The sequence below is a fragment of the Paracoccus sp. ME4 genome, assembly GCF_046736325.1.
Lineage (GTDB): Bacteria > Pseudomonadota > Alphaproteobacteria > Rhodobacterales > Rhodobacteraceae > Paracoccus.
Genome location: NZ_CP151276.1, coordinates 622,964 through 642,915, shown reverse-complemented (window position 1 = coordinate 642,915; position 19,952 = coordinate 622,964). Strand labels below are relative to the sequence as shown.

General features: G+C 67.2%; 25 protein-coding genes. 24 read left to right on the top strand and 1 reads right to left on the bottom strand.

What is annotated here, in order from left to right; genetic code table 11:
* Positions 1–11: 11 nt before the first annotated feature.
* The 18 genes from AACG61_RS03240 (at position 12) to AACG61_RS03155 (ending at position 14,513) form a co-directional block, all read left to right on the top strand.
* Positions 12–287 (top strand): hypothetical protein, encoded by a 276-nt coding sequence (locus tag AACG61_RS03240; protein WP_411838594.1) that lies wholly within the window; start codon positions 12–14, stop codon positions 285–287.
* 353 nt (positions 288–640) lie between these two features.
* Positions 641–931 carry a hypothetical protein gene (locus AACG61_RS03235; RefSeq protein ID WP_411838593.1) on the top strand — a complete coding sequence of 97 codons (291 nt, stop codon included), beginning with the start codon at positions 641–643 and terminating at the stop codon, positions 929–931.
* Between the two features lie 3 nt (positions 932–934).
* Positions 935–1,225, top strand: coding sequence for a hypothetical protein (locus tag AACG61_RS03230; RefSeq protein ID WP_411838592.1), 291 nt, complete (start codon positions 935–937; stop codon positions 1,223–1,225).
* On the top strand, positions 1,222–2,211 hold the full coding sequence (locus tag AACG61_RS03225) for a hypothetical protein (protein WP_411838591.1): 990 nt from the start codon (positions 1,222–1,224) through the stop codon (positions 2,209–2,211). Before AACG61_RS03230 ends, AACG61_RS03225 begins: the two co-directional genes overlap by 4 nt.
* A gap of 16 nt (positions 2,212–2,227) precedes the next feature.
* Positions 2,228–3,349, top strand: coding sequence for a primase-helicase zinc-binding domain-containing protein (locus tag AACG61_RS03220; RefSeq protein WP_411838590.1), 1,122 nt, complete (start codon positions 2,228–2,230; stop codon positions 3,347–3,349).
* Complete coding sequence (locus tag AACG61_RS03215; protein ID WP_411838588.1) at positions 3,346–5,196, top strand: phage/plasmid primase, P4 family; 1,851 nt, start codon at positions 3,346–3,348, stop codon at positions 5,194–5,196. Before AACG61_RS03220 ends, AACG61_RS03215 begins: the two co-directional genes overlap by 4 nt.
* 515 nt (positions 5,197–5,711) lie before the next feature.
* Complete coding sequence (locus AACG61_RS03210; protein WP_411838587.1) at positions 5,712–6,398, top strand: hypothetical protein; 687 nt, start codon at positions 5,712–5,714, stop codon at positions 6,396–6,398.
* Between the two features lie 196 nt (positions 6,399–6,594).
* Positions 6,595–6,921, top strand: coding sequence for an HNH endonuclease (locus tag AACG61_RS03205; protein ID WP_411838585.1), 327 nt, complete (start codon positions 6,595–6,597; stop codon positions 6,919–6,921).
* Positions 6,922–7,095: 174 nt separating this feature from the next.
* Positions 7,096–7,608 (top strand): hypothetical protein, encoded by a 513-nt coding sequence (locus AACG61_RS03200; protein ID WP_411838584.1) that lies wholly within the window; start codon positions 7,096–7,098, stop codon positions 7,606–7,608.
* Entirely contained in the window at positions 7,608–9,341 is a 1,734-nt protein-coding gene (locus AACG61_RS03195) for a terminase large subunit (protein WP_411838582.1), read from the top strand. The genes AACG61_RS03200 and AACG61_RS03195 overlap by 1 nt, the downstream gene beginning before the upstream one ends.
* A gap of 1 nt (position 9,342) precedes the next feature.
* Positions 9,343–10,575 carry a phage portal protein gene (locus tag AACG61_RS03190; protein ID WP_411838581.1) on the top strand — a complete coding sequence of 411 codons (1,233 nt, stop codon included), beginning with the start codon at positions 9,343–9,345 and terminating at the stop codon, positions 10,573–10,575.
* Positions 10,556–11,224 carry an HK97 family phage prohead protease gene (locus AACG61_RS03185; protein WP_411838580.1) on the top strand — a complete coding sequence of 223 codons (669 nt, stop codon included), beginning with the start codon at positions 10,556–10,558 and terminating at the stop codon, positions 11,222–11,224. Before AACG61_RS03190 ends, AACG61_RS03185 begins: the two co-directional genes overlap by 20 nt.
* Positions 11,225–11,243: 19 nt before the next feature.
* Entirely contained in the window at positions 11,244–12,446 is a 1,203-nt protein-coding gene (locus AACG61_RS03180; RefSeq protein ID WP_411838579.1) for a phage major capsid protein, read from the top strand.
* 63 nt (positions 12,447–12,509) lie between these two features.
* On the top strand, positions 12,510–12,797 hold the full coding sequence (locus AACG61_RS03175) for a hypothetical protein (protein WP_411838578.1): 288 nt from the start codon (positions 12,510–12,512) through the stop codon (positions 12,795–12,797).
* A complete protein-coding gene (locus tag AACG61_RS03170) occupies positions 12,794–13,285 on the top strand; it encodes a head-tail connector protein (protein WP_411838577.1) in 492 nt (163 codons plus the stop codon). Before AACG61_RS03175 ends, AACG61_RS03170 begins: the two co-directional genes overlap by 4 nt.
* Before the next feature lies 1 nt (position 13,286).
* A complete protein-coding gene (locus AACG61_RS03165) occupies positions 13,287–13,622 on the top strand; it encodes a phage head closure protein (RefSeq protein WP_411838576.1) in 336 nt (111 codons plus the stop codon).
* 22 nt (positions 13,623–13,644) lie between these two features.
* Entirely contained in the window at positions 13,645–14,085 is a 441-nt protein-coding gene (locus AACG61_RS03160; RefSeq protein WP_411838575.1) for an HK97-gp10 family putative phage morphogenesis protein, read from the top strand.
* The gene (locus AACG61_RS03155; RefSeq protein ID WP_411838574.1) at positions 14,082–14,513 is read left to right on the top strand and encodes a DUF3168 domain-containing protein; all 432 of its coding nucleotides are present in this window, start codon (positions 14,082–14,084) and stop codon (positions 14,511–14,513) included. The genes AACG61_RS03160 and AACG61_RS03155 overlap by 4 nt, the downstream gene beginning before the upstream one ends.
* Here the strand turns inward: AACG61_RS03155 and AACG61_RS03150 are convergent.
* Complete coding sequence (locus AACG61_RS03150; RefSeq protein ID WP_411838573.1) at positions 14,479–14,841, bottom strand: hypothetical protein; 363 nt, start codon at positions 14,839–14,841, stop codon at positions 14,479–14,481. The two genes, AACG61_RS03155 and AACG61_RS03150, sit on opposite strands and share 35 nt — an antisense overlap.
* A gap of 261 nt (positions 14,842–15,102) precedes the next feature.
* Here AACG61_RS03150 and AACG61_RS03145 point away from each other — a divergent pair, with 261 nt between their 5' ends.
* The 6 genes from AACG61_RS03145 (at position 15,103) to AACG61_RS03120 (ending at position 19,870) form a co-directional block, all read left to right on the top strand.
* Positions 15,103–15,552 (top strand): phage tail tube protein, encoded by a 450-nt coding sequence (locus AACG61_RS03145; RefSeq protein ID WP_411838572.1) that lies wholly within the window; start codon positions 15,103–15,105, stop codon positions 15,550–15,552.
* The gene (locus AACG61_RS03140; RefSeq protein ID WP_411838571.1) at positions 15,552–15,926 is read left to right on the top strand and encodes a GTA-gp10 family protein; all 375 of its coding nucleotides are present in this window, start codon (positions 15,552–15,554) and stop codon (positions 15,924–15,926) included. The genes AACG61_RS03145 and AACG61_RS03140 overlap by 1 nt, the downstream gene beginning before the upstream one ends.
* 186 nt (positions 15,927–16,112) lie before the next feature.
* Positions 16,113–18,188 (top strand): hypothetical protein, encoded by a 2,076-nt coding sequence (locus AACG61_RS03135; protein ID WP_411838570.1) that lies wholly within the window; start codon positions 16,113–16,115, stop codon positions 18,186–18,188.
* Positions 18,185–18,823, top strand: a complete 639-nt coding sequence (locus AACG61_RS03130; protein ID WP_411838569.1) for a hypothetical protein — start codon at positions 18,185–18,187, stop codon at positions 18,821–18,823. The genes AACG61_RS03135 and AACG61_RS03130 overlap by 4 nt, the downstream gene beginning before the upstream one ends.
* Before the next feature lies 1 nt (position 18,824).
* The gene (locus AACG61_RS03125) at positions 18,825–19,445 is read left to right on the top strand and encodes a hypothetical protein (RefSeq protein WP_411838568.1); all 621 of its coding nucleotides are present in this window, start codon (positions 18,825–18,827) and stop codon (positions 19,443–19,445) included.
* Positions 19,442–19,870 (top strand): DUF6950 family protein, encoded by a 429-nt coding sequence (locus tag AACG61_RS03120; protein WP_411838567.1) that lies wholly within the window; start codon positions 19,442–19,444, stop codon positions 19,868–19,870. The genes AACG61_RS03125 and AACG61_RS03120 overlap by 4 nt, the downstream gene beginning before the upstream one ends.
* The last annotated feature ends 82 nt before the right edge of the window (positions 19,871–19,952 follow it).

The window sequence follows — 19,952 nt, the reverse complement described above, 5'->3', positions numbered from 1 at the left end:
CCCGCCGTCAAATGTCCCAGCCCAACCCCTTCGAGGGGCGCGGGCGGGGCCATCACGCCGCCCGCCGCGCCCATGTGCATCATGGCGCGGACCGGACGGCCTTCGGCCGCAACTGGTCGCTGCTGATGATCGCCAGCTTCAACAGCCGCGAGGCCTGCGCCGTCCATTTCGGCGTGACCTTCCAGACGGCCTGCAACTGGTTCGACGCGCTGAACGCCCCCTATGGGCATCACGTCGACCACGCGACGCGCACCCTGCCCCGCTATGCCGAGATCATGGCGGGCTGACATGCGGATCGGGTTCTCAGGACACCCGAAGGTGGAGGGAGTGGGCAGGCAGCACGGCCGGTCCAGGGCGACTTCTCCCCACCCAAGCCACGATCACGGCCACCTTCGGGTGAAGGCATCGGCAATCGCGATCGTGGAACCTGCGGCCCGCCCGGCCGAGAGCCGTCAGAAGGCGGCGGGGCTAATGTCTCCGGGATCGGTCTGCCTGATCCCGGCGCCTGGCGCGGCGGCCTGACCGCCGCCGCGCCCTTTTCCCATCCCCATCCGCACGGTCCCACCCGCGCGGTCTCCGGGGCGCCCGTCCCTCCTCCTCCCGACAGGCGCCCCGGTTCATTCCAGAGCCGAGGTCCTCGATGCCCGTCCCCCACCGCCGGATCGCCGCCATGCACTTCACCATGTGCCTGGCCATGCGCGCCAAGCTGGCGACGCCCGACGCGACGGCGCTGCGGCTGGCCGTGATCGCGGTCGACAAGAGCTTTGGACCCGAGGAGCCGCTGCGCATCGCGCTGCATGATTTCGCCGACCGCTTTCCCTGCGCCCGTCGCGACCCGTCCGCCCTGCGTCAGGCAGGCGACGTGCTGTTCGACGCCGTCCGGCGCGCAACCTGGCCCGCATCCGACCCGCGCGCCGACATCGGAGGGTAATCCATGAAGCTGACGCATTTCGACCGCGCCCTGATCCACGGGCTGGGGCTGATGTCCCGCCCGCCGCTGATCGCGGATCCGCGCGAGCATCGCATGGTCGCCGACATCGTCGGGACCTGCGCCAGGCGCGCCACGCCCATCGGCGCGCTTGTGCCGCTGATCACCGCCGCCGACCAGGTGCATCCCGACGATCGCCAACACCGGGCGATCGCGCATCATGTCGCCGCGGCCATGAACGATTTCGACCGGTGGGCGCTAGGCGCCTACTGGGATGCCGCGCGGGGGCAAAAATGAGCCGCGCCGACCTGATCCCGCTGTCGCTGCTGCGCGACCTGGCGGCCCGCATCCCCGATCCGATCCGCCCCGCGACCTTCGTCGATCTGGCGGTCTTCAGCCTGCGCGGCGAGGCCGCGGTGCAGCGCGTAGCGGCCCCGGCCGCACCGCCTGCAGAGGCCCCCGCAGCCGTCGCGGATCCCGCACCCGCCCCGAAACCGAAAGCCGCGGCGTCCGCGCCGAAGTGCAAGCGTGTGCCGAAGCCGCAGCGGGAGGCGAAGCCCGCCCGCGCTGCGACCCCGACCTCCCCCGCGAAGAGGCGTGGCGAGGTCTGGACCATCAAAGAGCTGGAGAAGGCGCGCGGCCTGATAAATGGCGGCATGAGCCAAATCGAAGCGGCCCAGGCCCTCGGGCGTCCGGTCCCCGCTGCGCGTTTCGCGTTCCGCCGCTACGGGGTTCTAGGGGACGGGCCGATCACGCCGCCTCGGGCCGAGGCAGACTATCGCGCGCCCAAGGCCACCAAGGCTGCGCCGGTCCGGCCTGCCACCGAGCCTGCGCCGCAACCCGCCGCGCCGAAGGCCACGGCGCCCGCCCCGGTCAGCGCACCGATCGAGCCGGCGCGTCCGGCAGAGGCCTCGCAGGAGGCGATCGTGCCGGTTGGCGCGCTGTCGAAGAAGGCCCGCGCCATGGCCGTCCTGAAGGCCGCCCTCGCCGAGAAGCTGCCGGGGCGGCAGATCCGCATCCTCGATCACCTCCTGAAGCTGCCGCGCGAGACCTTCAGCGCGGCCGACGACCTGTTCCTGGCAGAGGGCATCATCTCGCGGCGCGCCTTGCCCGAGATCGCCGACCAACTGGGCTGCGAGGCCCCCGAGGTCACCGCGCGCTGGAAGGCGATGATGTTCCCGGACCTGACCGACCGCCACGGCCACATCCTGCTGGACGGTCAGACCGAACTGCTGCGGGCGTTGCGCTGGATGGATCAACGCGAGGCGCAGATCTGTGCGTGAGGATCCGCGAATCGCCATGGCGCATCAGGTGCCGATGCTGGAGCTGGTCGATCGGCTGGCCATCGGCAACCTGGTGCGCACCGGCGGCGAGCTGGTCGGCCCCTGCCCCGGCTGCGGCGGCAAGGACCGCTTCTCGATCAACCCGGCCAAGGGCGTGATCTTCTGCCGCCGCTGCGATGCGAAGGGCGACCAGATCGCCCTGGTGCAGCTGGTCATGGGCATGGACTTCCCGGCCGCGCTGGACTGGCTGGTCGGCCCCCGGCAGGAGCTGACCCCGGCGCAGCGCGCCGCCCAGGCCCGCAAGGCCGAGGAGCACCGCCGCGCGCGCGAGGCCGATGCCGCGCGCCGCAGGCAGGATGCCATCGCCTTGGCGCGCAGATACTGGTCCGCCGCGCGCCCGGCCGATGGCACCCTGGTCGCGGCCTATCTGGAGCGCCGCGGCATCCGCCAGCGCCCGGGCGTGGCCCTGCCCCGCTGTTTCCGCTTCGAACCGCAGGCGCGCCTGGTGGTGCCGGACGACCAGCGCCGGGGCGAGTTCGTCACCGTCCATGAAGGCCCGGCCATGCTGGCCGCGATCCTCGATGCGCAGGGGCAGCTGACCGGGGTGCATCGCACCTGGATCGACCTCGGCCAGCCCAAGGGCAAGGTCGTGGCGCCGCACCCGTTCAAGGCGGGCGAGATGGTGCCATCGAAGAAGGTCTATGGCTCGAAGAAGGGCGGCGCGATCCGCATCTTCACGCCGCGCGATGCCGCCACGCTGGTCATGGCCGAGGGGATCGAGACGACCCTGTCGGCCATGGTCGCCCGCGCGATCGAGGGCGCGGCCTTCTGGGCCGGGGTCGATCTGGGGAACATGGCGGGCGCGCGCCTGCTGGGCAAGGGCCAGAAGTACGAGGGCCTACCCGACATGAGCGACCGCGACGCCTTCGTGCCGCCCGCATGGGTGCGCCGCCTGGTCTTCGTCCAGGACGGCGACAGCGATCCCCGCCTGACCCGCGCCAAACTGCTTTCCGGCCTGCGCCGCGCCAAGGCGCTGCGGCCCGGCCTGACCGCCGCCATCTCCCATCCGGGAAAGGGCATCGACTTGAACGACCTGCTGATGGGCGACGTGCCCGCAGGAAAGAGGGACGAGGAATGACAGACGGTATCGAGAAGGTCCGCGAGGTGCTGGCCGCGCAGGAGGAGGTCGATCTACCCGAGGGGATCGAGGCCCCCGCCGATCACGACGCGACCGATGCGGACGACCCGCGGGACATGGCAGACCCGCAGGATCCGGGCCACGGGCCGGATGACGGATCCCCCGCACCCCCTGATGCCGATGGCCCCGATCCTCTGCGCCAGAGCGCGCAGTTCCCGCTGAACGACTATGGCAACGGCCAGCGCTTCTACTGCCATTTCGGCGAGGACGTGCTGTGGGTGCCGCGGGTCGGCTGGTTCGTATGGACCGGCACCCGGTGGGAGAAGGATGCCGACGAGATCGAGGCGCGCCGACGCGCGCAGCAGCTGGGCGCGCTGATCGAGCGCGAGGTGCCCTATCTGGTCCTTGAGGACTGGCAGATGGAGAAGCTGGGCCAGCTGCGCGCGGTCCGCCTGCGCGCCCGCGAACTGGACGACATCATCGCGCGGGGCGGCGACGACGCCGAGGCCGCGAAGACCGAACGCGACGGCCTCGCCTCGCGCCTGGCCGACCTGACCAACTTGGAGAAGATCCTGACCAGCAAGCGCAAGGACCATCGCGGCTTCGCGCGCACCTCGGGCAACTCGGCCCGCATCCAGGCGGTGATGACCGAAGCGCAGACCAGCCTGGCCAAGCCGCTGGACGTCCTCGACGCGGTGCCGCTGGACGTGAACTGCCTGTCGGGCATTCTGCGCTTCAGCGTCGATGGCGGGCCGGGCACGGGCTTCAGCAAGGTCTCGGCCCTCACGCTACTGGACCATGCCCGCGACATGTTCATCACCAAGATGATGCCGGTCGCCTATGACCCGGCCGCGACCTGTCCGACCTTTGACGCCTATTTCGAGCGGGTGCAGCCCGATCCCGAGATGCGCACCTTCATCCGTCGCTGGTTCGGGCTGTCCATGACGGCGCTGACCGGCGAGCAGAAGCTGTGCTTCTTCTACGGCATCGGCGCGAACGGCAAGTCGGTCCTGGTCGATCTGATCGCGCGCATGATGGGCGACTATGCCAGCACCGCCAAGATCGAATCGCTGACCGGTCGCAACCGCCGCGGCGGCGGCGATGCCACGCCCGACCTTGTGCCCCTGATGGGCGCGCGCCTGGTCCGCGCCTCGGAGCCCGAGGAGGGCGAGAAGCTGCAGGAGGGCGTCATCAAGGAATTGACGGGCGGCGAGCCGATGCTGGTCCGCGCGCTGCACAGCGACTTCGTCGAGGTGAAGCCGATCTTCAAGCTGACCATCAGCGGCAACCACAAGCCCGAGATCCGCGGCCTGGACGACGGCATCTGGCGGCGCGTGCTGCTGGTCCCGTTCGACGTCCAGATCCCCAAGGACGAACGCGACCCGAACCTGGGCGAGAAGCTCTGGGCGGAACGGTCGGGGATCCTCAATTGGCTGATCGAGGGGCTGCTGGACTATCTGGAGAGTGGGCTGCGCGAGCCGGACAAGGTGCTGGATGCCACCCGCGAATATCGCGAGGAGTCCGACCCCGTCGGCATGTTCCTGGACACCGCCTGCGTCGTCACGGGCGATCCGGCCGACACCCTTCTCAGCCGTGACCTGAAGAACGCCTTCAATTTCTGGATGAACCAGCAGGGCAACGGCCAGTGGCAGGACAGGACGGTCACGCTGAAGCTGAAGGACAAGAGCCGAACGTGGAAGAGCCCGACCACGGGCATGGGCTTCACCGGCCGCAAGTCCAGCGGGATCATGCGCTACGACGGGATCCGCTTCAACGACACCTTCCGGCGAGAGCTGCCCATGGATGTCGAGGGCCACGTCACCTGGACCGGGGCGCGCCATGGCTGATCCGCACCGCCAAGGGAGGATGCCCGTCCCGATGTCACAGACCCGGCCACGGGCGGAGCCCGCATGCCTCCCCGCACCCCTCCTTCGTTTGCGTCGATCAGGGAGGTTCATCGTCCCTGCGGGGAGGTTGGGGACAATGAGGGGTGCGGGGGCGCGTGCCGCAAAATCAGGGGGTTGGGGGGCGATCAGGGCGCTTGGGGATCATGGGGAGGATAATGGCGGCCTACGCATATGCGCGAGAATGAAGGGGGCAAGGGGGAAGGGTTCTCCATGTGCGTTAGGTCGGATTTATCGTCCCTATCATCCCCGCTTCGGCTAACCTCCCGTTTTCCCTGTCTTATTCCCTATAGCCTTTCCTCCCTCCAACTTCCCTCAAATCTCAACAACCTCCCTGTCCTCCCTAAGAAGAACAACGAAACGCAAGGTCTAGAAGAATGAAAGAACAGGGACGCAATATGTTGATCGCAAAGCTTGCCGGGGATCAAAACGACCTTCCAGCAGGACTGGCCGCCAGATTGAAGGCTGAAGAAGCCGCCCGCGCCGCTGCCTTGCGCCTGAAGGCGGTGAAGGACGCCGGTGCGATCCCGGATGCCTGCGGTCCGGACATCGCCCCTGCCCCGGCCCGCGGCGGCTTCGCCCTGGTCGACAACATCGAGTTTCTTCCGATTGGCACCGATGACGTTGTGGCAGTCCATCGCGGCTATGGTGGGCGGCACGCGATCCGCCGGGCCGATGCCTTCGACGCCATGCTGGCCGCGGCCGCCCGCCGCAAGCAGCCCGCGCCCCTGACCCACGGCCAGATCTCGATCGGGCGGCGCTATCACGACCTGGTGCAGCTGCTGTCGGCCGACGGCACCAAGCTGTCCAGCCTGCAGGCCAGCGCGGGCGGCCCGGACGGGCGCGACTGGATGGACCGGCGGCTGGAGGTCTCGGCCGAGGTCGATCGCCTGCGCCGCCGGATCGGCACGGGCGTCGCGATGGCGGTGCGGCGCGTGCGTCCCTCGGATCGCGGCGGACCGGCGGCGCGGCAGATCACGGACATGGCGCTGGTCGATGCGGTCTGCCTCAAGGGGAAAGGGCTTGCACAGGTGCTGGTGTTCCATGGGTGGTCGGTCAAGGGCGTCCATCGGGATGCCCTGTCAGCGGCGCTGAGCGGCGCGCTGGACCGCATGATCGGTTACCGGGCCGCAAAAAGTTCTTGACGGCTTAGGTCCGTCTGTGTGAGAGGAAGCATTATTATCCAGACGTGCGCCCGCCAGGAACCTTCCTCGCGGGCGTTCGTCGTTTCAGGTGCTCGTCGGCTACCCGCGAGGGTGAGCTTCCCGCGCCAGCCGTTCGATCGGCAAGGGTGACCGACCCACCCGGCGCGGCCTTACATGCAGGACAGTCATGGCCCGGATGAAGCAGCTCGCCCCGCGCGGGCGGCAGTTGAAGGCGCGCGGGTCCAATGCCGTTGTGCCGGTCAGATCCCGCGACCGCATCGACACGTGGCGCAAGTGGTACAAGACAGGCGAATGGCAGGCGCTGCGCAGCGACGTGCTGCTGGCTGCGCTGTACACCTGCTGCCGGTGCGGGTTCCTGGGCGAGAGCCGCGAGCTGGTGGCGGACCATATCCAGCCACATCGGGGCGACCGCGACCTGTTCTTCGATCGGTCGAACCTGCAATGCCTCTGCGCCAGCTGCCACAACGGCGACAAGCAGCGCGAGGAACGCCGGGCGTTCTGACCGCCTGCGCGGTGCCTGCCGCCCCCTCGCCCGGCCTGCTGGCCCCGTCCAGGGGCGGCAGCTCCCCGTCTGCCCGACCCCCGGCCCCGGACCGACCAGGGGGGGGGGTGGGTCAAAGTCTGGCGCGCCTCGGCCCCCGGACCCGCGTCCCCCTCAGTTGGAGATTTTTTTCCCGTGACAACCGAAAATTCTGCACCGACCGGAGAGGTGGACCTGTTCGGCCAGCCCATCCTGCCGCTGCGGGATCGTCGTGGGCGGCCCTCCTTCGCGAAGACCAAGGAAAATCAGGACTTTGTCATGGTCCGCGTGGCGGCAGGCTGGGCGCAGACGCGGATCGCCGAGGACATGGGCATCGACGAGAAGACGCTGCGCAAATATTTTTCCCGCGAGCTGGAGATGGGCGCGACCTTCGTCGACGGCGTCATGCTGGACGTGCTGATGCGCAAGGTCCGCGAGGGCCACACGCCCTCGATCCGCCAGCTGCACGAGCGTCTGCGCGAGGCCGGGCCCGCCGCCCCGCGTCGCGGCGCGCGCCCGACCGATGCGGACCAGGCAGGCGATGATGACGACGATGCCGCCAGCGCCGCGCCCCTGGGCAAGAAGGACCAGGCGCGCCTGGAGGCGCAGCGGGTGCCGGACAATTACGGCGACATCTTCGATCGGCTGAAAGGTCGGGGGCGGCACTGATGCCGCTGGACGGGCTGTCCTTCGCCTGCCCGGACTGGGCGGACCGGCTGCGCCGTGGCCAGACCCCGATCACCGATCTGCCGCTGGACCCGGTGATCGGCGATGCAGCCGTGGATCTGTTCAACCTGCTGCGCGTGCCGGACATCCCGGGCCAGCCGACCATGGCCGAGGTCGGCGGCGACTGGATCAGGGACATCGTCCGGGCGGCATTCGGGTCGATCGACCGCGAGACCGGCAAGCGGTTCGTGGGTGAGATCTTCAACCTGATCCCGAAGAAGAACAGCAAGACCACCAACGCGGCCGCTCTGGGGCTGATCGCGCTGCTGATGAACCGCCGCCCGAACATCGACGGCGTGATCATCGGGCCGACGCAGGAGGTGGCCGACAAGTGCTTTGCCCAAGCCTCTGGCATGATCGAGGCGGACCCCTATCTGCGCCGCCGCTTCAAGGTGATCGACCACAAGAAGACCATCCTCGACCTGCACCAGGACGAGGAGACCGGCGTCCGGATGAACGCCAAGCTGAAGATCAAGAGCTTCGATCCCAAGGTGGTGACGGGCAGCATCCCGGCCTTCGCGATCATCGACGAGCTGCACCTGATGGCCGAGATGAACCACGCCGAGCGTGTGATCGGCCAGATCCGCGGCGGCATGATCACGAACGACGAGAGCCTGCTGATCATCATCACGACGCAGTCGGAGATCAGCCCGACCGGCGTGTTCAAGTCCGAGCTGCAATATGCGCGCGGGGTGCGCGACGGGCTGATCACCGCCGGGGTGCGGATGCTGCCGGTGCTCTACGAACTGCCGGAGGAGATCCAGCGGTCGGATGACAAGGCTTGGCGCGACCCGAAGGTCTGGCCGATGGTCCTGCCGAACCTCGGCCGGTCGATCACCCTGCCGCGCCTGGTGCAGGATTACGAGACGGCCCGTCAGAAGGGCCTGGCCGAAGAGGTCCGGTGGGCCTCGCAGCATCTGAACATCGAGATCGGGCTTGGCCTGCACACCAACCGCTGGCCCGGCGCCGATCACTGGCAGGCCTGCGGCGATCGCAGCCTGACGCTGGACGCCCTGATCGAGCGGTCGGAGGTGTGCGTCGTCGGCATCGACGGCGGCGGCCTGGATGACCTGTTCGGCATGGCCGTGATCGGACGCGAGAAGGAGACCCGGCGCTGGCTGCATTGGGGCCATGCTTGGGCCTTCGACGACGTGTTCCGCCAGCGCAAGGACATCGCGCCGCGCCTCGAGGAACTGGCTGGCCTTCGCCAGCTGACCAAATGCGCCAGCGTCGGCGATGACGTGGCCGAGGTCGTGTCGATCATCCAGCGGCTGGAGGATGCGAACCTGCTGCCCGACGAGAGCCCGGCCATCGGCCTCGACGCGGCGGGCATCAACGAGCTGCTGGACGGGTTAGACGCGGCCGGCTTCGACGAGGAGCGGTGGATCAGCGTCGGCCAGGGCTGGAAGCTGCAGGCCGCCGTGCAGTCGCTGCCGCGCCGCCTGAAGGACCGCAAGATCGTGCATGGCGCGACCGAGCTGATGGCGTGGAACGTCGGAAACGCCAAGGCCGAACTCAAAGGGAGCAACTGGATCGTGACGAAGCAAACCGCCGGAAGCGCGAAGATCGACACGCTGATGGCGACCTTCAACGCCGCGATGCTGATGTTCGGCAACCCCGAACCGAACAGGAAACCCGCCATGATGGCGTCGTTCTTCGATAGCCTGGGAGCATGACATGACGCTGATGACGCGCGCCCTCCTTGCCCTAGGGCTTGCGCGGAAGGGCGATCAAGACAGCTTCCAGTTCACCGACGGCCGGTCGCGTGGGGCGCAGCCGGGCGTGGCGGGCGTGGCGGTGACCGATGCCAGCGCGATGGGCCTCGATGCGGTCTGGGCCTGCGTAAACCTCATTTCCGGCACGATCAGCAGCCTGCCTCTCCAGGTCTTTCGCCGTGACGCCACCGGCCACAAGACGCCGGCGAAGGGCCACCCCCTGTATGCGATCCTGCATGACAGTCCGAACTATGAGCAGACAGCCGTCGACTGGTTGGACGCGCTCGGCATCTGGATGGAGCTTCGGGGCAACAGCTATTCACGGATCGAACGCGCTGCGGACGGAAGGGTCATTGCCCTTATTCCTGCTCCGGCGCCGTCTGTTGCGGTGAAGCGGCGCCCGGGCGGCGATATCGAATACGCTTGGTCCCAGGATGGCGAGCGCTACCGCCTTGGCGAACGGGACGTGCTGCATATCCGTGGGCCCGGTGGTGACCCCTTGGGCGGCCTGTCGACGCTGGCCGTGGCAAGGAACAGCCTGTCGGCGGTTCAGGCTGCAGAGGTTGCCGCAGCATCCACGTTCAAGAACAGCCTCAACCCGTCCACCGTCATCAAGTTCAAGGAATGGCTCACACCGGCGCAGCGTGCTCTGGCGGAAGACCGGCTGACGCAACGCTACATGGGGGCAGTGAACGCAGGCCGTCCATTTATCGCTGAAGGCGGGGTCGACATCTCTGCCCTCAGCCTGTCCCCCGAAGATGCGCAGATGCTGGAGACCAGGCAGTTTTCGGTTGAGGTCATCTGCCGGTTCTTCGGCGTACCCCCAGCCCTGATCGGTCACGCAGGCGCATCGACGGCCTGGCCGACCAGTGTTGAGCAGCAGATGATCATGTTCCTGACCTTCACGCTCCGGCGCCGCCTGCGCCGGATTGAGGCGGCCATGAACAAGCAGCTCCTGACGCCGTCGGATCGGGCTTCTGGGTACCATATCGAGTTCAACATCGAAGGCCTGCTGCGTGGCGACAGTTCGGCGCGGTCTGCCTTCTACTCCTCGGCTCTCGGCGCGGGCTGGATGACTATCAACGAGGTCCGCACCAGGGAGAACCTGCCTCGGGTCGATGGCGGCGACACGCCGCGAATGCAAATTCAGAATGTGCCTATCACGCAAGCGGGGAATGGCGATGCAGACCTATGATTTCGGTCTGGAGCTGAAGGCTCTGGACGATGCCGGGGCCGTCGAAGGCTACGCCTCGATCTTCGGCAATGTCGACGAAGGCGGCGACAAGGTGATGCCCGGTGCCTTCGTCGAAGGCATAGCCCGGGCGCGCCAGACGGGCCGCAAGGTGAAGATGCTGTGGAACCATGACCCTCAGCAGCCCATCGGGATCTGGGAAGACCTGGTCGAAGACGGCAGGGGTCTGCGCGGCAAGGGCCGCCTCGTGATGGAAGTCGCCAGAGCGCGTGAGGTTCACGCCTTGCTGAAGGCAGGAGCCGTTGAAGGTCTCTCGATCGGTTATCGGACCCTCGAAGCGAAGCCGGAGGGAAATGTCCGGCTTCTGACCAAGCTGGATCTCTACGAGGTGTCGGTCGTGCCCTTCCCGATGAACCAGCGGGCCAAGGTTACCGCGGTCAAGGCTGCCGGTCTGGATGACGTGATTGAAAAGCTCGCAGCCGGGGACCGGCTTACCGAGCGCGAGTTCGAGCGCATGGCCAAGGGACTTGGCCTGTCGAACTCACAGGCGGAGCGTGCCGCGCGCATCCACCTGAAGGGACAGGGGGAGCCTGTCGGAGCGGTGCCATCGGGTGACGCATACATGCGCGCCCTTCTGGGCCATCTGGCCTGATCATCGAAAGGAGGCTCCAATGTCGGAGACCAAAACGGCCGAGCAGCTTGCGGCTGAAACGAAGGCCGCGATCGACAAATCCGTCGACGCGGTCAAGGCCATTGCCGAAGAGGCTCTCGGCAAGGCGAAGTCCGGGGAAACGCTGTCGGCGGCGATCAAGGAGCGCGCCGATGAAGCTCTGACCGTGATGAACGAGCTGAAGGCGCGTCAGACCGAGCTGGAGCAGAAGATGGCACGTCCGGGCCGCGGCGAGGAACGGGACGACAGCCTGGGCGAGCAGTTCGTCGGGAGCGACGAGTTCAAGGGGTTCGTCGCGAATCAGCGTCATGGCGCCTCGGCCTCGATCACGGTGAAAAGTGCCGATCTGACGACGGCCACGACCAACGCGGCCGGATCGATGGGTACGGGCATCGTTCCCAATCGCGTCGGCATGATCGAGCTGCCTCGTCGGCGTATGACGATCCGGAACCTGCTGATGCCGGGTCGCACCGACGGTCCGCTGGTCGAATACGAGCGCGAGGTCGGCTTCACCAACAACGCGGCGCCGGTCGCCGAAGGTGCCGCGAAGCCGCAGTCCACCATGCAGATCCAGGACGTGCAGACCCGGACCAAGGTCATCGCGCACTGGTTCCGGGTCAGCAAGCAGACGCTGTCGGATGTCGCGCAGGTCCGGACGCTGATCGATACGCGGCTGATGTATGGCCTTGCGCTGAGGGAGGAAGAGCAGATCCTTTACGGCGACGGCACCGGCGAGAACCTGCACGGTCTGGTCCCGCAGGCCTCTGCCTTCGCGCCGGCCTTCACGCCCGCCGACATGACCCGGATCGACCGCATCCGTCTGGCCATGCTGCAGGTCGCGCTGGCGGAATATGCGGCCGACGGGACCGTCCTGCATCCGACGGACTGGGCACAGATCGAGCTGACGAAGGATGGGGAAGGCCGTTACATCATCGGCAACCCGCAAGGCACCGTCCAGCCCACGCTCTGGGGCGCGCCGGTGGTTCCGACCAAGTCCATGACCGTCGGCAATTTCCTGACCGGCGCGTTCGGCATGGCCGCGCAGCTGATGGACCAGTGGGACGCGCGGATCGAGACCGGGTTCCAGAACGATGATTTCACCCGGAACAAGGTGACGGTCCTGGCCGAGCAGCGCACCGCCCTCGCGGTTTACCGCCCCGAGGCGTTCGTCACCGGCCCTGTCATGCCCACCCAGGGCGGTTGATCTCTGTCATCTGAGCGAGAGGGCGCGTCGGCGCCCTCTTTCATGAGCTGACAGGAGTGGACCATGAAAACCTATACCGTCACCCGACCTCATATCGGCGATCGCTTCTATGACGCTGGCGAGGCCCGCGAGGCGATGCCGCTGGACGTCAAGCATCTGGTCGCTGCTGGCATCCTGATCGAGGATGCCGCTTCGGACGCTGACGTTCCGCCGGGCCCGCAGAACGGCACCAGTCCGGCCGATCCCGGCCAGGCTGGCGGCCTGGCGCCTGCTGATGATCAGGCGCCCGACGCCGGGCCCGCCGCCAAACCGGCCAAGCCCGAGATCGGGAAGGCGAAAGCCTCGAAATGATCCCGCACCGCACCACGGACCCGTCTCAGCCTATCGTCGACCTGGACGAGATGAAGGCGCATCTCCGGGTCGAGGATGACGATGAAAATCTTTTGATCCAGTCGCTGGTCGATGCGGCGACTGGATACCTGGACGGATACAGTGGTGTGTTGGGGCGGGCCATCATGGAGCAGACCTGGACGATCAATGTGGATGGGCCCGGTGAATACCTCCTGCCTCTGCCCGACGTGAAAAAGGTCGAAGCCAGCGCCGGAACAGTGGTGCTGCGGCGTGACGGCGCCTGCGTTATCGCGATCGCGGATCAGCCCTGCGCCATCCATTTCACCTGCGCCCTTCCGAACGCGCTGCTGCCGGCCATTCGGCAAGCGGTGAAACTGCTGGCCGGACACTGGTATCACAACCGGGAGGCAGTTTCTGCGGTGGATAAGTCCCATCTTCCCCTGTCGGTCGATGCCCTTCTGGGTGCGGCGCGCTGGAGCAGGATCTGAGATGGACGCAGGTTCGCTCCGCGACAGGGCCACATTCGAAGGGCGGGCCAATCAGTCGGACGGGTTCGGGAACCAAGTCGGGGCGTGGACCGCGGCCTTCTATAGGCGATGCCATGTCCGCTTTCTGCGCGGGACCGAGTCCGTTCTGGCCGCCAGGTTGGAGGGTCGCCAGCCAGTGATCATCACGGTTCGCAATGACCGCAAGACCAAGGCGATCACGCCTGATATGCGCGTCATCCTCTACGGGCGCCCGTACAACATCCGGGAGCATCCCCGGCCGAGCGACGACGACCTCTTCCTTGAGTTTCTGGCAGAAAGTGGGGTGGCAGATGGTTAATGGCATCCCGGAGGTCCAGGCCATGTTCCGCCGCAAGGCCGCTGCAGTCCGCGCGGCGGCGAAGCTGGCGGCCCAGCAGAGTGGCGACGAGGTGGCGTCTGCGATGCGCTACCTCGCGCCGTCCGACAAGGCAAACCTGCGTCGGTCGATCCGGGTCGAGGATGCGACGAGCGTGAAGCTGGCCGGCCAGTCCCGCGCGGCTTACGCGTCGCGTCAAGGCAACCAGTCGGCCAGGGACAGCACCAACCGAACGGCCGACTTCATCGGCGTTCTCATCCGGGCGGGCGATACGTCGACGCTCGTGCCCGGCGCGCGGAACACGCTGTTCCAGAACGCCCGGCTTCAGGAGTTCGGAACCCAGAGCATGCCGGCCAACCCGTTCTTCTTTCCTGCCTGGCGGGCCAATCGCAGCCGCGTCCGCAGCAAGCTGACGCGGGCCGTCAAGAATGCGTGGGTGAAATGAGCGCCCCGTCCGTCGAACTGCAGGGCGCGATCTATGCGGCCCTCAAAGGCGACGCTCCACTGATGGCGCTGATCTCGGACGTCTACGACCGGGTGCAGCGCAATGACGACGGGAGCGCCCATGCCTCGGTCTGGGGCGCGCAGCAGGGCTATATCAGCTTCGGGCCCGAGTTCGTCATCTACGAGGACGCCGAGTGTCTGGACCTGCAGGAGGTCAACCTTCAGATCGACGTGTGGTCGCGGCAGGTCGGCCGGGTGCATTGCAAGCGGATCGTCGCGGAGGCGCGGCGGGTGCTTCTGGGCGTGACCGAACTGACGGACAATGCGCTGGTACTGGCCGAGGCGCCGCTGTCGCGGATCACGCAGGACCCGGACGGCCTCACGACCCGCGGCATCATTGAGATTCGGTATGAGGTGGAGGGGCACTGACAATGTCCCTGCAATCTTGGATGGCCTGTTGCAGAGTTTCGGGATTAAACGGCAGACCAGCATCTTGAACTCGGGTCATGAAGGGCATCCTGCGGTTCTCTCCGTCCAAGACCGCAAGGTCTTGCCGACATGCCTCTCTCTCGGCTTCGGCCATCTCCAACTGGATGGCGGCGATCCGCGCCTGTCGGGCATCCTCTTCGCGCTGAGCCGCTTCAGCCTCGGCGCGCGCCAAGTCCATTTGCGCTGCCCAGATCGAGTAGCGATCATGGAGGTACACGGATGAGGCAGCCGTCGTGGAGATGCACGCCACCGCGATCAGCACTGCCATCACATTTTTCATTGGTATCTCCGCCATCTCTACTCGACCCAGGGTGCCGCAATGCCAGTTCAAAGGAAATGGCGGATTTTGGCACCATTTGACTGGTCGCCGCGGCCTGGCGTCGTCATCGCCTATCGCGCGGGCCAGGTCGTCGCAGGGTTGACGCGCGCGTGCCGCGCCAAGGCAGGCGGACGCATCGAAGAGATCAGGGACCGTTAGGCCCTGCGCCCCGAGGCCCTTGGGCAAGGCAAGTTCTGACAGGAGCCTAACATGGCACGACCGACCACCTTCGTCGGCAGCAGCGTCGCACTGTTTCTGGAGGGCACGCCCGCCGGAACCTACACCCGGCCCTGCGGCCTGACCAACCACACCTTCACCTTCACCAAGAACGCCACCGACGTCACCGTGCCGGACTGCGCCGACCCCGAGCTGCCCGCCTGGATCGAGCGCGGCGTCGAGAGCCTCGACTTCGGCGGTTCCGGCACGGGCGTCCTGGCGGCTGAGGCCGTCGACACCTGGTGGGAAGCCTTCAACAGCACCGAGAGCATCAACGCCCGGATCTACGTCGGCAAGCCGACCGACACGGCGAATGGCCGGTACTGGCAGGGCAAGGTCCATGTGACCAGCTTCGAGGTGACCGGCGAGCGCGGGAACAAGGCGCAGGTCAGCGTGTCGGTCGTCTCCGACGGCGAGCTGACGCTGGAGACGGTGACCGTCTGATGGAGCCGATCCGGCTGAACTGGGGGTGCGGAGAGGATGACTTCCTTCTCCGCATCGGCGAGCTGGAGGCGCTGGACGACCTGACCTCCGATGGCGTCCTCGATCTTCGCTATCGGCTGTCCCTCGGGCAGCAGCGCGGCAGCCTGGCATTCTCACCGGTGCGCATCCGGGAGGTGATGGCGTGCATCCGGCTTGGCCTGATCGGCGCCGGCATGGAGCGCGGCAAGGCCGAGGTGAAGGCCAAGACCGCGCTCCAGGATGGCGACATCTCGGCGCTGAACCTGCTCTGCTTCACGGTCATCAGCCATTCCCTCGCGGGGAAGGCGCATGATCCGGCGGGGGAGGCGGGGGCGGAGGAGAACCCGCCCGAATAAAGTTCTCCACGATCTACGGGAGCGGGGCCGCGATGGGGTTCCCGCCGCGTGAGGTCAAGCAGATGTCCATGTGGGAATACCTCGCTTGCGTCGAGGGCTGGAACCGCGCCCAAGGCGGTGGGGAAGCGAAGCCCATGTCCGATGAAGAATATGACGCGCTGAGCGCGCTAGCCGACAGGTGGAACGATGGCGCAAGCTGAAGCCGGCCTTGAACTGCCGATCGGGCTGACGGAGCAGAAGTTTCTGCAGCAACTGGCCCGGATCGAGGCACGCGCCGTCCGGTCCGCGCAACGACAGCAGAAGGCCTTCGTCGACAGCAATCAGCAGATCACCCGGTCGTTCGGCCAGATGTCCGGGCAGGCGCGGGGCCAGATCCAGAACGTCAGCTTCCAGCTGCAGGATCTGTTCGTGCAGATCGGCGCCGGCACCAGCGCGACCCAGGCCCTCGGGCAGCAGCTTCCGCAGCTGCTGGGCGGGTTTGGGGCTCTGGGGGCGGTTTTCGGTACGGTTGCCGCGTTCGCCATTCCCTTGGCCGGCGCTTTCCTTGCGTCAGGCGAGGGGGCAAAGAGCCTTGACGATGCGGTCTCCGACCTGACCAGCGCGATCAGCGACTACGAGTCTGCCGTCGAGGCCGCGAACGTCCCGACCGGAGTGCTGATCGAGAAGTATGGATTGGCCGCGGGTGCCGCGCGTGGCCTCCTGGAGCAGCTTGCGCAGATGGCTCGGCTCGATGCGGGCGCCGCCGTTGCCGCCGGAGCCACCGCGATCGATGATGCATTCCAGGGAGTTGGGCGGACGTTGTTTGCGCTGGACCTGCAGCTTGCAGAGTTCGGCCCCGGCACGGCAGAGGTGGCGGCAATTGTCGACACGCTAAAGCAGGAGTTCGGCCTGACAGTCGATCAGGCGCGGCAGCTGCAGCAGCTGATCGCGGACGGTCAGGCAGCCAGCTCTCTGGAGGATCAGGTCGCTGCCATGCAGCGGTTGGCGGCTTTCCTGAATGAGGCTGCAGGTCAGGCCGGCTTTGCCAATCAGCAGCTGAACGAGGCCGCCAAGGCGGCGAACGAAGCAACCCTTGAGGGCCTGCGCTTCAAGAACATGCTGAATGACGGTGCTGTCTCGGCGGGCGATCTGGCCTCGCTCATCGCCAGCATCGATTTCACCAATCCGATCGAGGGGGCGCGTGCGCTCTCCGGTGCCATGGGCGTCATCGTGGGGCAGGCACAAACGGTGCTTGATCGTCTCGGCGCCGCGGCGAAAGCTGCCCGCCAGCGCATCCAGTCCCAAGTGGCGGGGGGGAACACTCTAGACCCTCTCGGAGCCTTCAACGGTGGGCAAGCATCTGCATCTCAGGTCCAAATCAACGCTGGAGGAACGATCCGCACGCCAGAGCTTCCGCCAATCCCGAGCGCATCTTCTGGATCGGGGGCAAGGCGCGGTGGCGGCGGGCGTCGCGCTTCCGGCGGGCGCAGTTCCGGCAGCGGCTCGGAGGATGCGCCTCTTTTCGATCGTGCTGAGCGCGACATCGAGCAGCTGCAGCGCGAGATCAGCCTGATCGGCAAGTCGAACCAGGAGGTCGCCACCGCGAAGGCCCGGTGGGAAGCGCTGGACGAGGCCAAGCGCCGCGGCGTCCCGGTCAATGCGGAGATGTCCGCGCAGATCGACGCACAGGCCGAGCAGTTCGGCCATCTCACGGCGGAGCTGGAGCGCGCCGAGGCATCGCAGCAGCAATTCGAGCAGGCCGTGGACGGCATCGCCGACGCTATGGCCGGGGCGCTGGTGGCTGGCGAGAGCCTGCGCGACGGGCTTGCCCAGGTCCTGAAAAGCATCGCCAGCGACATCATCAACAGCGGCATTCGCCAGGCGCTGATGGGCCAGTTCGGTGGCGGTGGCGGGTTCGGCGGTTTCCTGTCCGGCATCTTCGGCGGCGGCGATCCTCTGACGTCTGCGCTTCGCGTCGCAGGGCTGCCTGCACGCGCGATGGGTGGGCCGGTGTCGGCGAACCAGCCCTACCTCGTGGGCGAGCGCGGGCCGGAGATCGTGGTTCCCGGCCGCAGCGGCACGGTCATCCCGAACCATCGCATCGGCTCTGGCGGCGGCCAATCGGTCCTTGTCGTGGAGTTGTCGCCTGAAGTGAAGGCGCAGATCCTTGCGGAGGCAGAGGGCCAGAGCGTGCGGATCAGCCAGCAGACCGCCGCGGCCCAAGCCAAGGCGCTGCCCGGGCAAGTCCAGCGCATCAACGCTCAACCGAGGCGCCGCCCATGACGCTCAGCTTTCCATACGCCCTCGATTTCTTGGCGAACTGCCTTGTCGGTGACCGCATCCCGCTCGACCTTCAGCGATTTGACGAGATGTCAGGCTCTGGCGATGGCCGTTTCTGGTCCGCCACGATGGCTCAGCCGCTCTGGACCGCCAGCTATTCGCTATATGCCAAGCAGGCCCCCCATGCCCGGGAACTGAACGCCAAAGTCAGGGCATTGGATGGCATGGCGCGGACGTTCTACTGGGCCGATCCTTACTACGAGGGCCCAGCATCCGGTGTCACGGCTGGCCTCGATAGCGTGACCGTCAGTGGCATACGAACGGATCGGGGTGCGATCAGCCTGTCCGGTCTGCCCCCCGGGTTCGTGCTGTCGGCTGGCGACCGGCTCACGATCCAATACGGCAGCGGGCGAGTCTACTTCGGCGAGTTCTCGGAGGGGGCAACGGCCGGCACCCTCGGCAACATCGCCGATGCGCGCGAACTTCGCCCCTATCTGCCGTTCGGCATCTCCGTCGGCGCCACCGTTCGCCTGGTCCGCCCCTTCTTCAAGGCCATGGTCACCGAGTTCACCCCGTTCGCCTCCTATCGCGGCCGGTGGGGTGACAGCGCCGCCATCACCATTCTTCAGAAGCCCTGACATGCAGACCCTATCCCCCTCTCTCATCACCGCGCTGCAGGCGGCGCGGGACGCGGGCATTGCCCCGGTCTATTTCGTCTGGATCGAGGCCCGGAACCGCGCGACCGGCGCGATCGAAAGCATGGGCCTGTGGTCCGGCGACGAGGATGCGGCATTCAGCGTAGAGACACCGAACGGTGGGACAGCGTCGCGGGAGTACCTGGGCGGCGTCAACCTCGAGGTCGACAGTCTCAAGTCCGTGGCCGACCTGACCGACGAGCCGGTCACGGTCAGCATGAGCCAGATCGCCGGAGCAACCCAGCAGCTGGTGCGAGGCACTGATGTCCGGCTGGCCTATGTCGAGATCCACGCGACCAGCCGCGTCGGCGGCGCGCTGGCCAGCATCCCCCAGCTGCAATGGATCGGCATCGTCGACGACGTCCAGATCGCCACGCCGCAGGCGGGCGGCGACGGGCGGATCGGTCTGACCGTCCGATCCGCGATCATGTCGCAGCTGCTGGCCGTGAACCCGGCCAAGTCGTCCGACAGCCACCAGAAGCGGCGGCAGGCGGGCGACGAGTTCAGCAAGTATTCGGCCTCGGTGCAGGCCCGGAAGATCCAGTGGTACAAGAAGGACCAATGATGCAGCACCTGACCCGCCGCGACGACTGGCGCGCCCGCCTGGCGGCCGAGATGGACCGCCAGCGCCGCACGCCCTTTGCCTGGGGGCGGCAGGACTGCGCGATCGGCTTTGCGGCGACCATCGTCGAGGCGCTGACCGGGGTCGATCTGGCGGGCGGCTATCGCGGCCGCTATGCGGGACCGCGCGCCGCGGCGAAGATCCTGGCCGATGCTGGCGCTGCGACCCTGGCCGATTTCGCGGCGCAGCAGCTGCCCGAGATCCATCCCTCGCGCGCAGATCTGGGCGACATCGGCGTGATCGAGGCCGACGGCCCGTTCGGGCAGGCCTTCTGCATGGTCGATGCCTCGGGGCTGGTTGTGATGACCCCGGAGGGCCACGGGCGCCGCCCGCGTGCCGACATGATCCGCGCATTCAAGGTCGGCTGATCCATGAAGAAACTGCTGCTCATCAGCACCGCCCTGGCGGCTGGCTTCGCGGGTCCGGCGCATGCCGACCCAGTCACGGCCA

Coding starts and splice junctions, on each gene's coding strand:
- AACG61_RS03240 (WP_411838594.1), top strand. CDS start 12: ATGTCCCAGCCCAACCCCTTCGAGGGGCGCGGGCGGGGCCATCACGCC.
- AACG61_RS03235 (WP_411838593.1), top strand. CDS start 641: ATGCCCGTCCCCCACCGCCGGATCGCCGCCATGCACTTCACCATGTGC.
- AACG61_RS03230 (WP_411838592.1), top strand. CDS start 935: ATGAAGCTGACGCATTTCGACCGCGCCCTGATCCACGGGCTGGGGCTG.
- AACG61_RS03225 (WP_411838591.1), top strand. CDS start 1,222: ATGAGCCGCGCCGACCTGATCCCGCTGTCGCTGCTGCGCGACCTGGCG.
- AACG61_RS03220 (WP_411838590.1), top strand. CDS start 2,228: ATGGCGCATCAGGTGCCGATGCTGGAGCTGGTCGATCGGCTGGCCATC.
- AACG61_RS03215 (WP_411838588.1), top strand. CDS start 3,346: ATGACAGACGGTATCGAGAAGGTCCGCGAGGTGCTGGCCGCGCAGGAG.
- AACG61_RS03205 (WP_411838585.1), top strand. CDS start 6,595: ATGAAGCAGCTCGCCCCGCGCGGGCGGCAGTTGAAGGCGCGCGGGTCC.
- AACG61_RS03195 (WP_411838582.1), top strand. CDS start 7,608: ATGCCGCTGGACGGGCTGTCCTTCGCCTGCCCGGACTGGGCGGACCGG.
- AACG61_RS03190 (WP_411838581.1), top strand. CDS start 9,343: ATGACGCTGATGACGCGCGCCCTCCTTGCCCTAGGGCTTGCGCGGAAG.
- AACG61_RS03185 (WP_411838580.1), top strand. CDS start 10,556: ATGGCGATGCAGACCTATGATTTCGGTCTGGAGCTGAAGGCTCTGGAC.
- AACG61_RS03180 (WP_411838579.1), top strand. CDS start 11,244: ATGTCGGAGACCAAAACGGCCGAGCAGCTTGCGGCTGAAACGAAGGCC.
- AACG61_RS03175 (WP_411838578.1), top strand. CDS start 12,510: ATGAAAACCTATACCGTCACCCGACCTCATATCGGCGATCGCTTCTAT.
- AACG61_RS03170 (WP_411838577.1), top strand. CDS start 12,794: ATGATCCCGCACCGCACCACGGACCCGTCTCAGCCTATCGTCGACCTG.
- AACG61_RS03165 (WP_411838576.1), top strand. CDS start 13,287: ATGGACGCAGGTTCGCTCCGCGACAGGGCCACATTCGAAGGGCGGGCC.
- AACG61_RS03160 (WP_411838575.1), top strand. CDS start 13,645: ATGTTCCGCCGCAAGGCCGCTGCAGTCCGCGCGGCGGCGAAGCTGGCG.
- AACG61_RS03155 (WP_411838574.1), top strand. CDS start 14,082: ATGAGCGCCCCGTCCGTCGAACTGCAGGGCGCGATCTATGCGGCCCTC.
- AACG61_RS03150 (WP_411838573.1), bottom strand. CDS start 14,841: ATGGCAGTGCTGATCGCGGTGGCGTGCATCTCCACGACGGCTGCCTCA.
- AACG61_RS03145 (WP_411838572.1), top strand. CDS start 15,103: ATGGCACGACCGACCACCTTCGTCGGCAGCAGCGTCGCACTGTTTCTG.
- AACG61_RS03140 (WP_411838571.1), top strand. CDS start 15,552: ATGGAGCCGATCCGGCTGAACTGGGGGTGCGGAGAGGATGACTTCCTT.
- AACG61_RS03135 (WP_411838570.1), top strand. CDS start 16,113: ATGGCGCAAGCTGAAGCCGGCCTTGAACTGCCGATCGGGCTGACGGAG.
- AACG61_RS03130 (WP_411838569.1), top strand. CDS start 18,185: ATGACGCTCAGCTTTCCATACGCCCTCGATTTCTTGGCGAACTGCCTT.
- AACG61_RS03125 (WP_411838568.1), top strand. CDS start 18,825: ATGCAGACCCTATCCCCCTCTCTCATCACCGCGCTGCAGGCGGCGCGG.
- AACG61_RS03120 (WP_411838567.1), top strand. CDS start 19,442: ATGATGCAGCACCTGACCCGCCGCGACGACTGGCGCGCCCGCCTGGCG.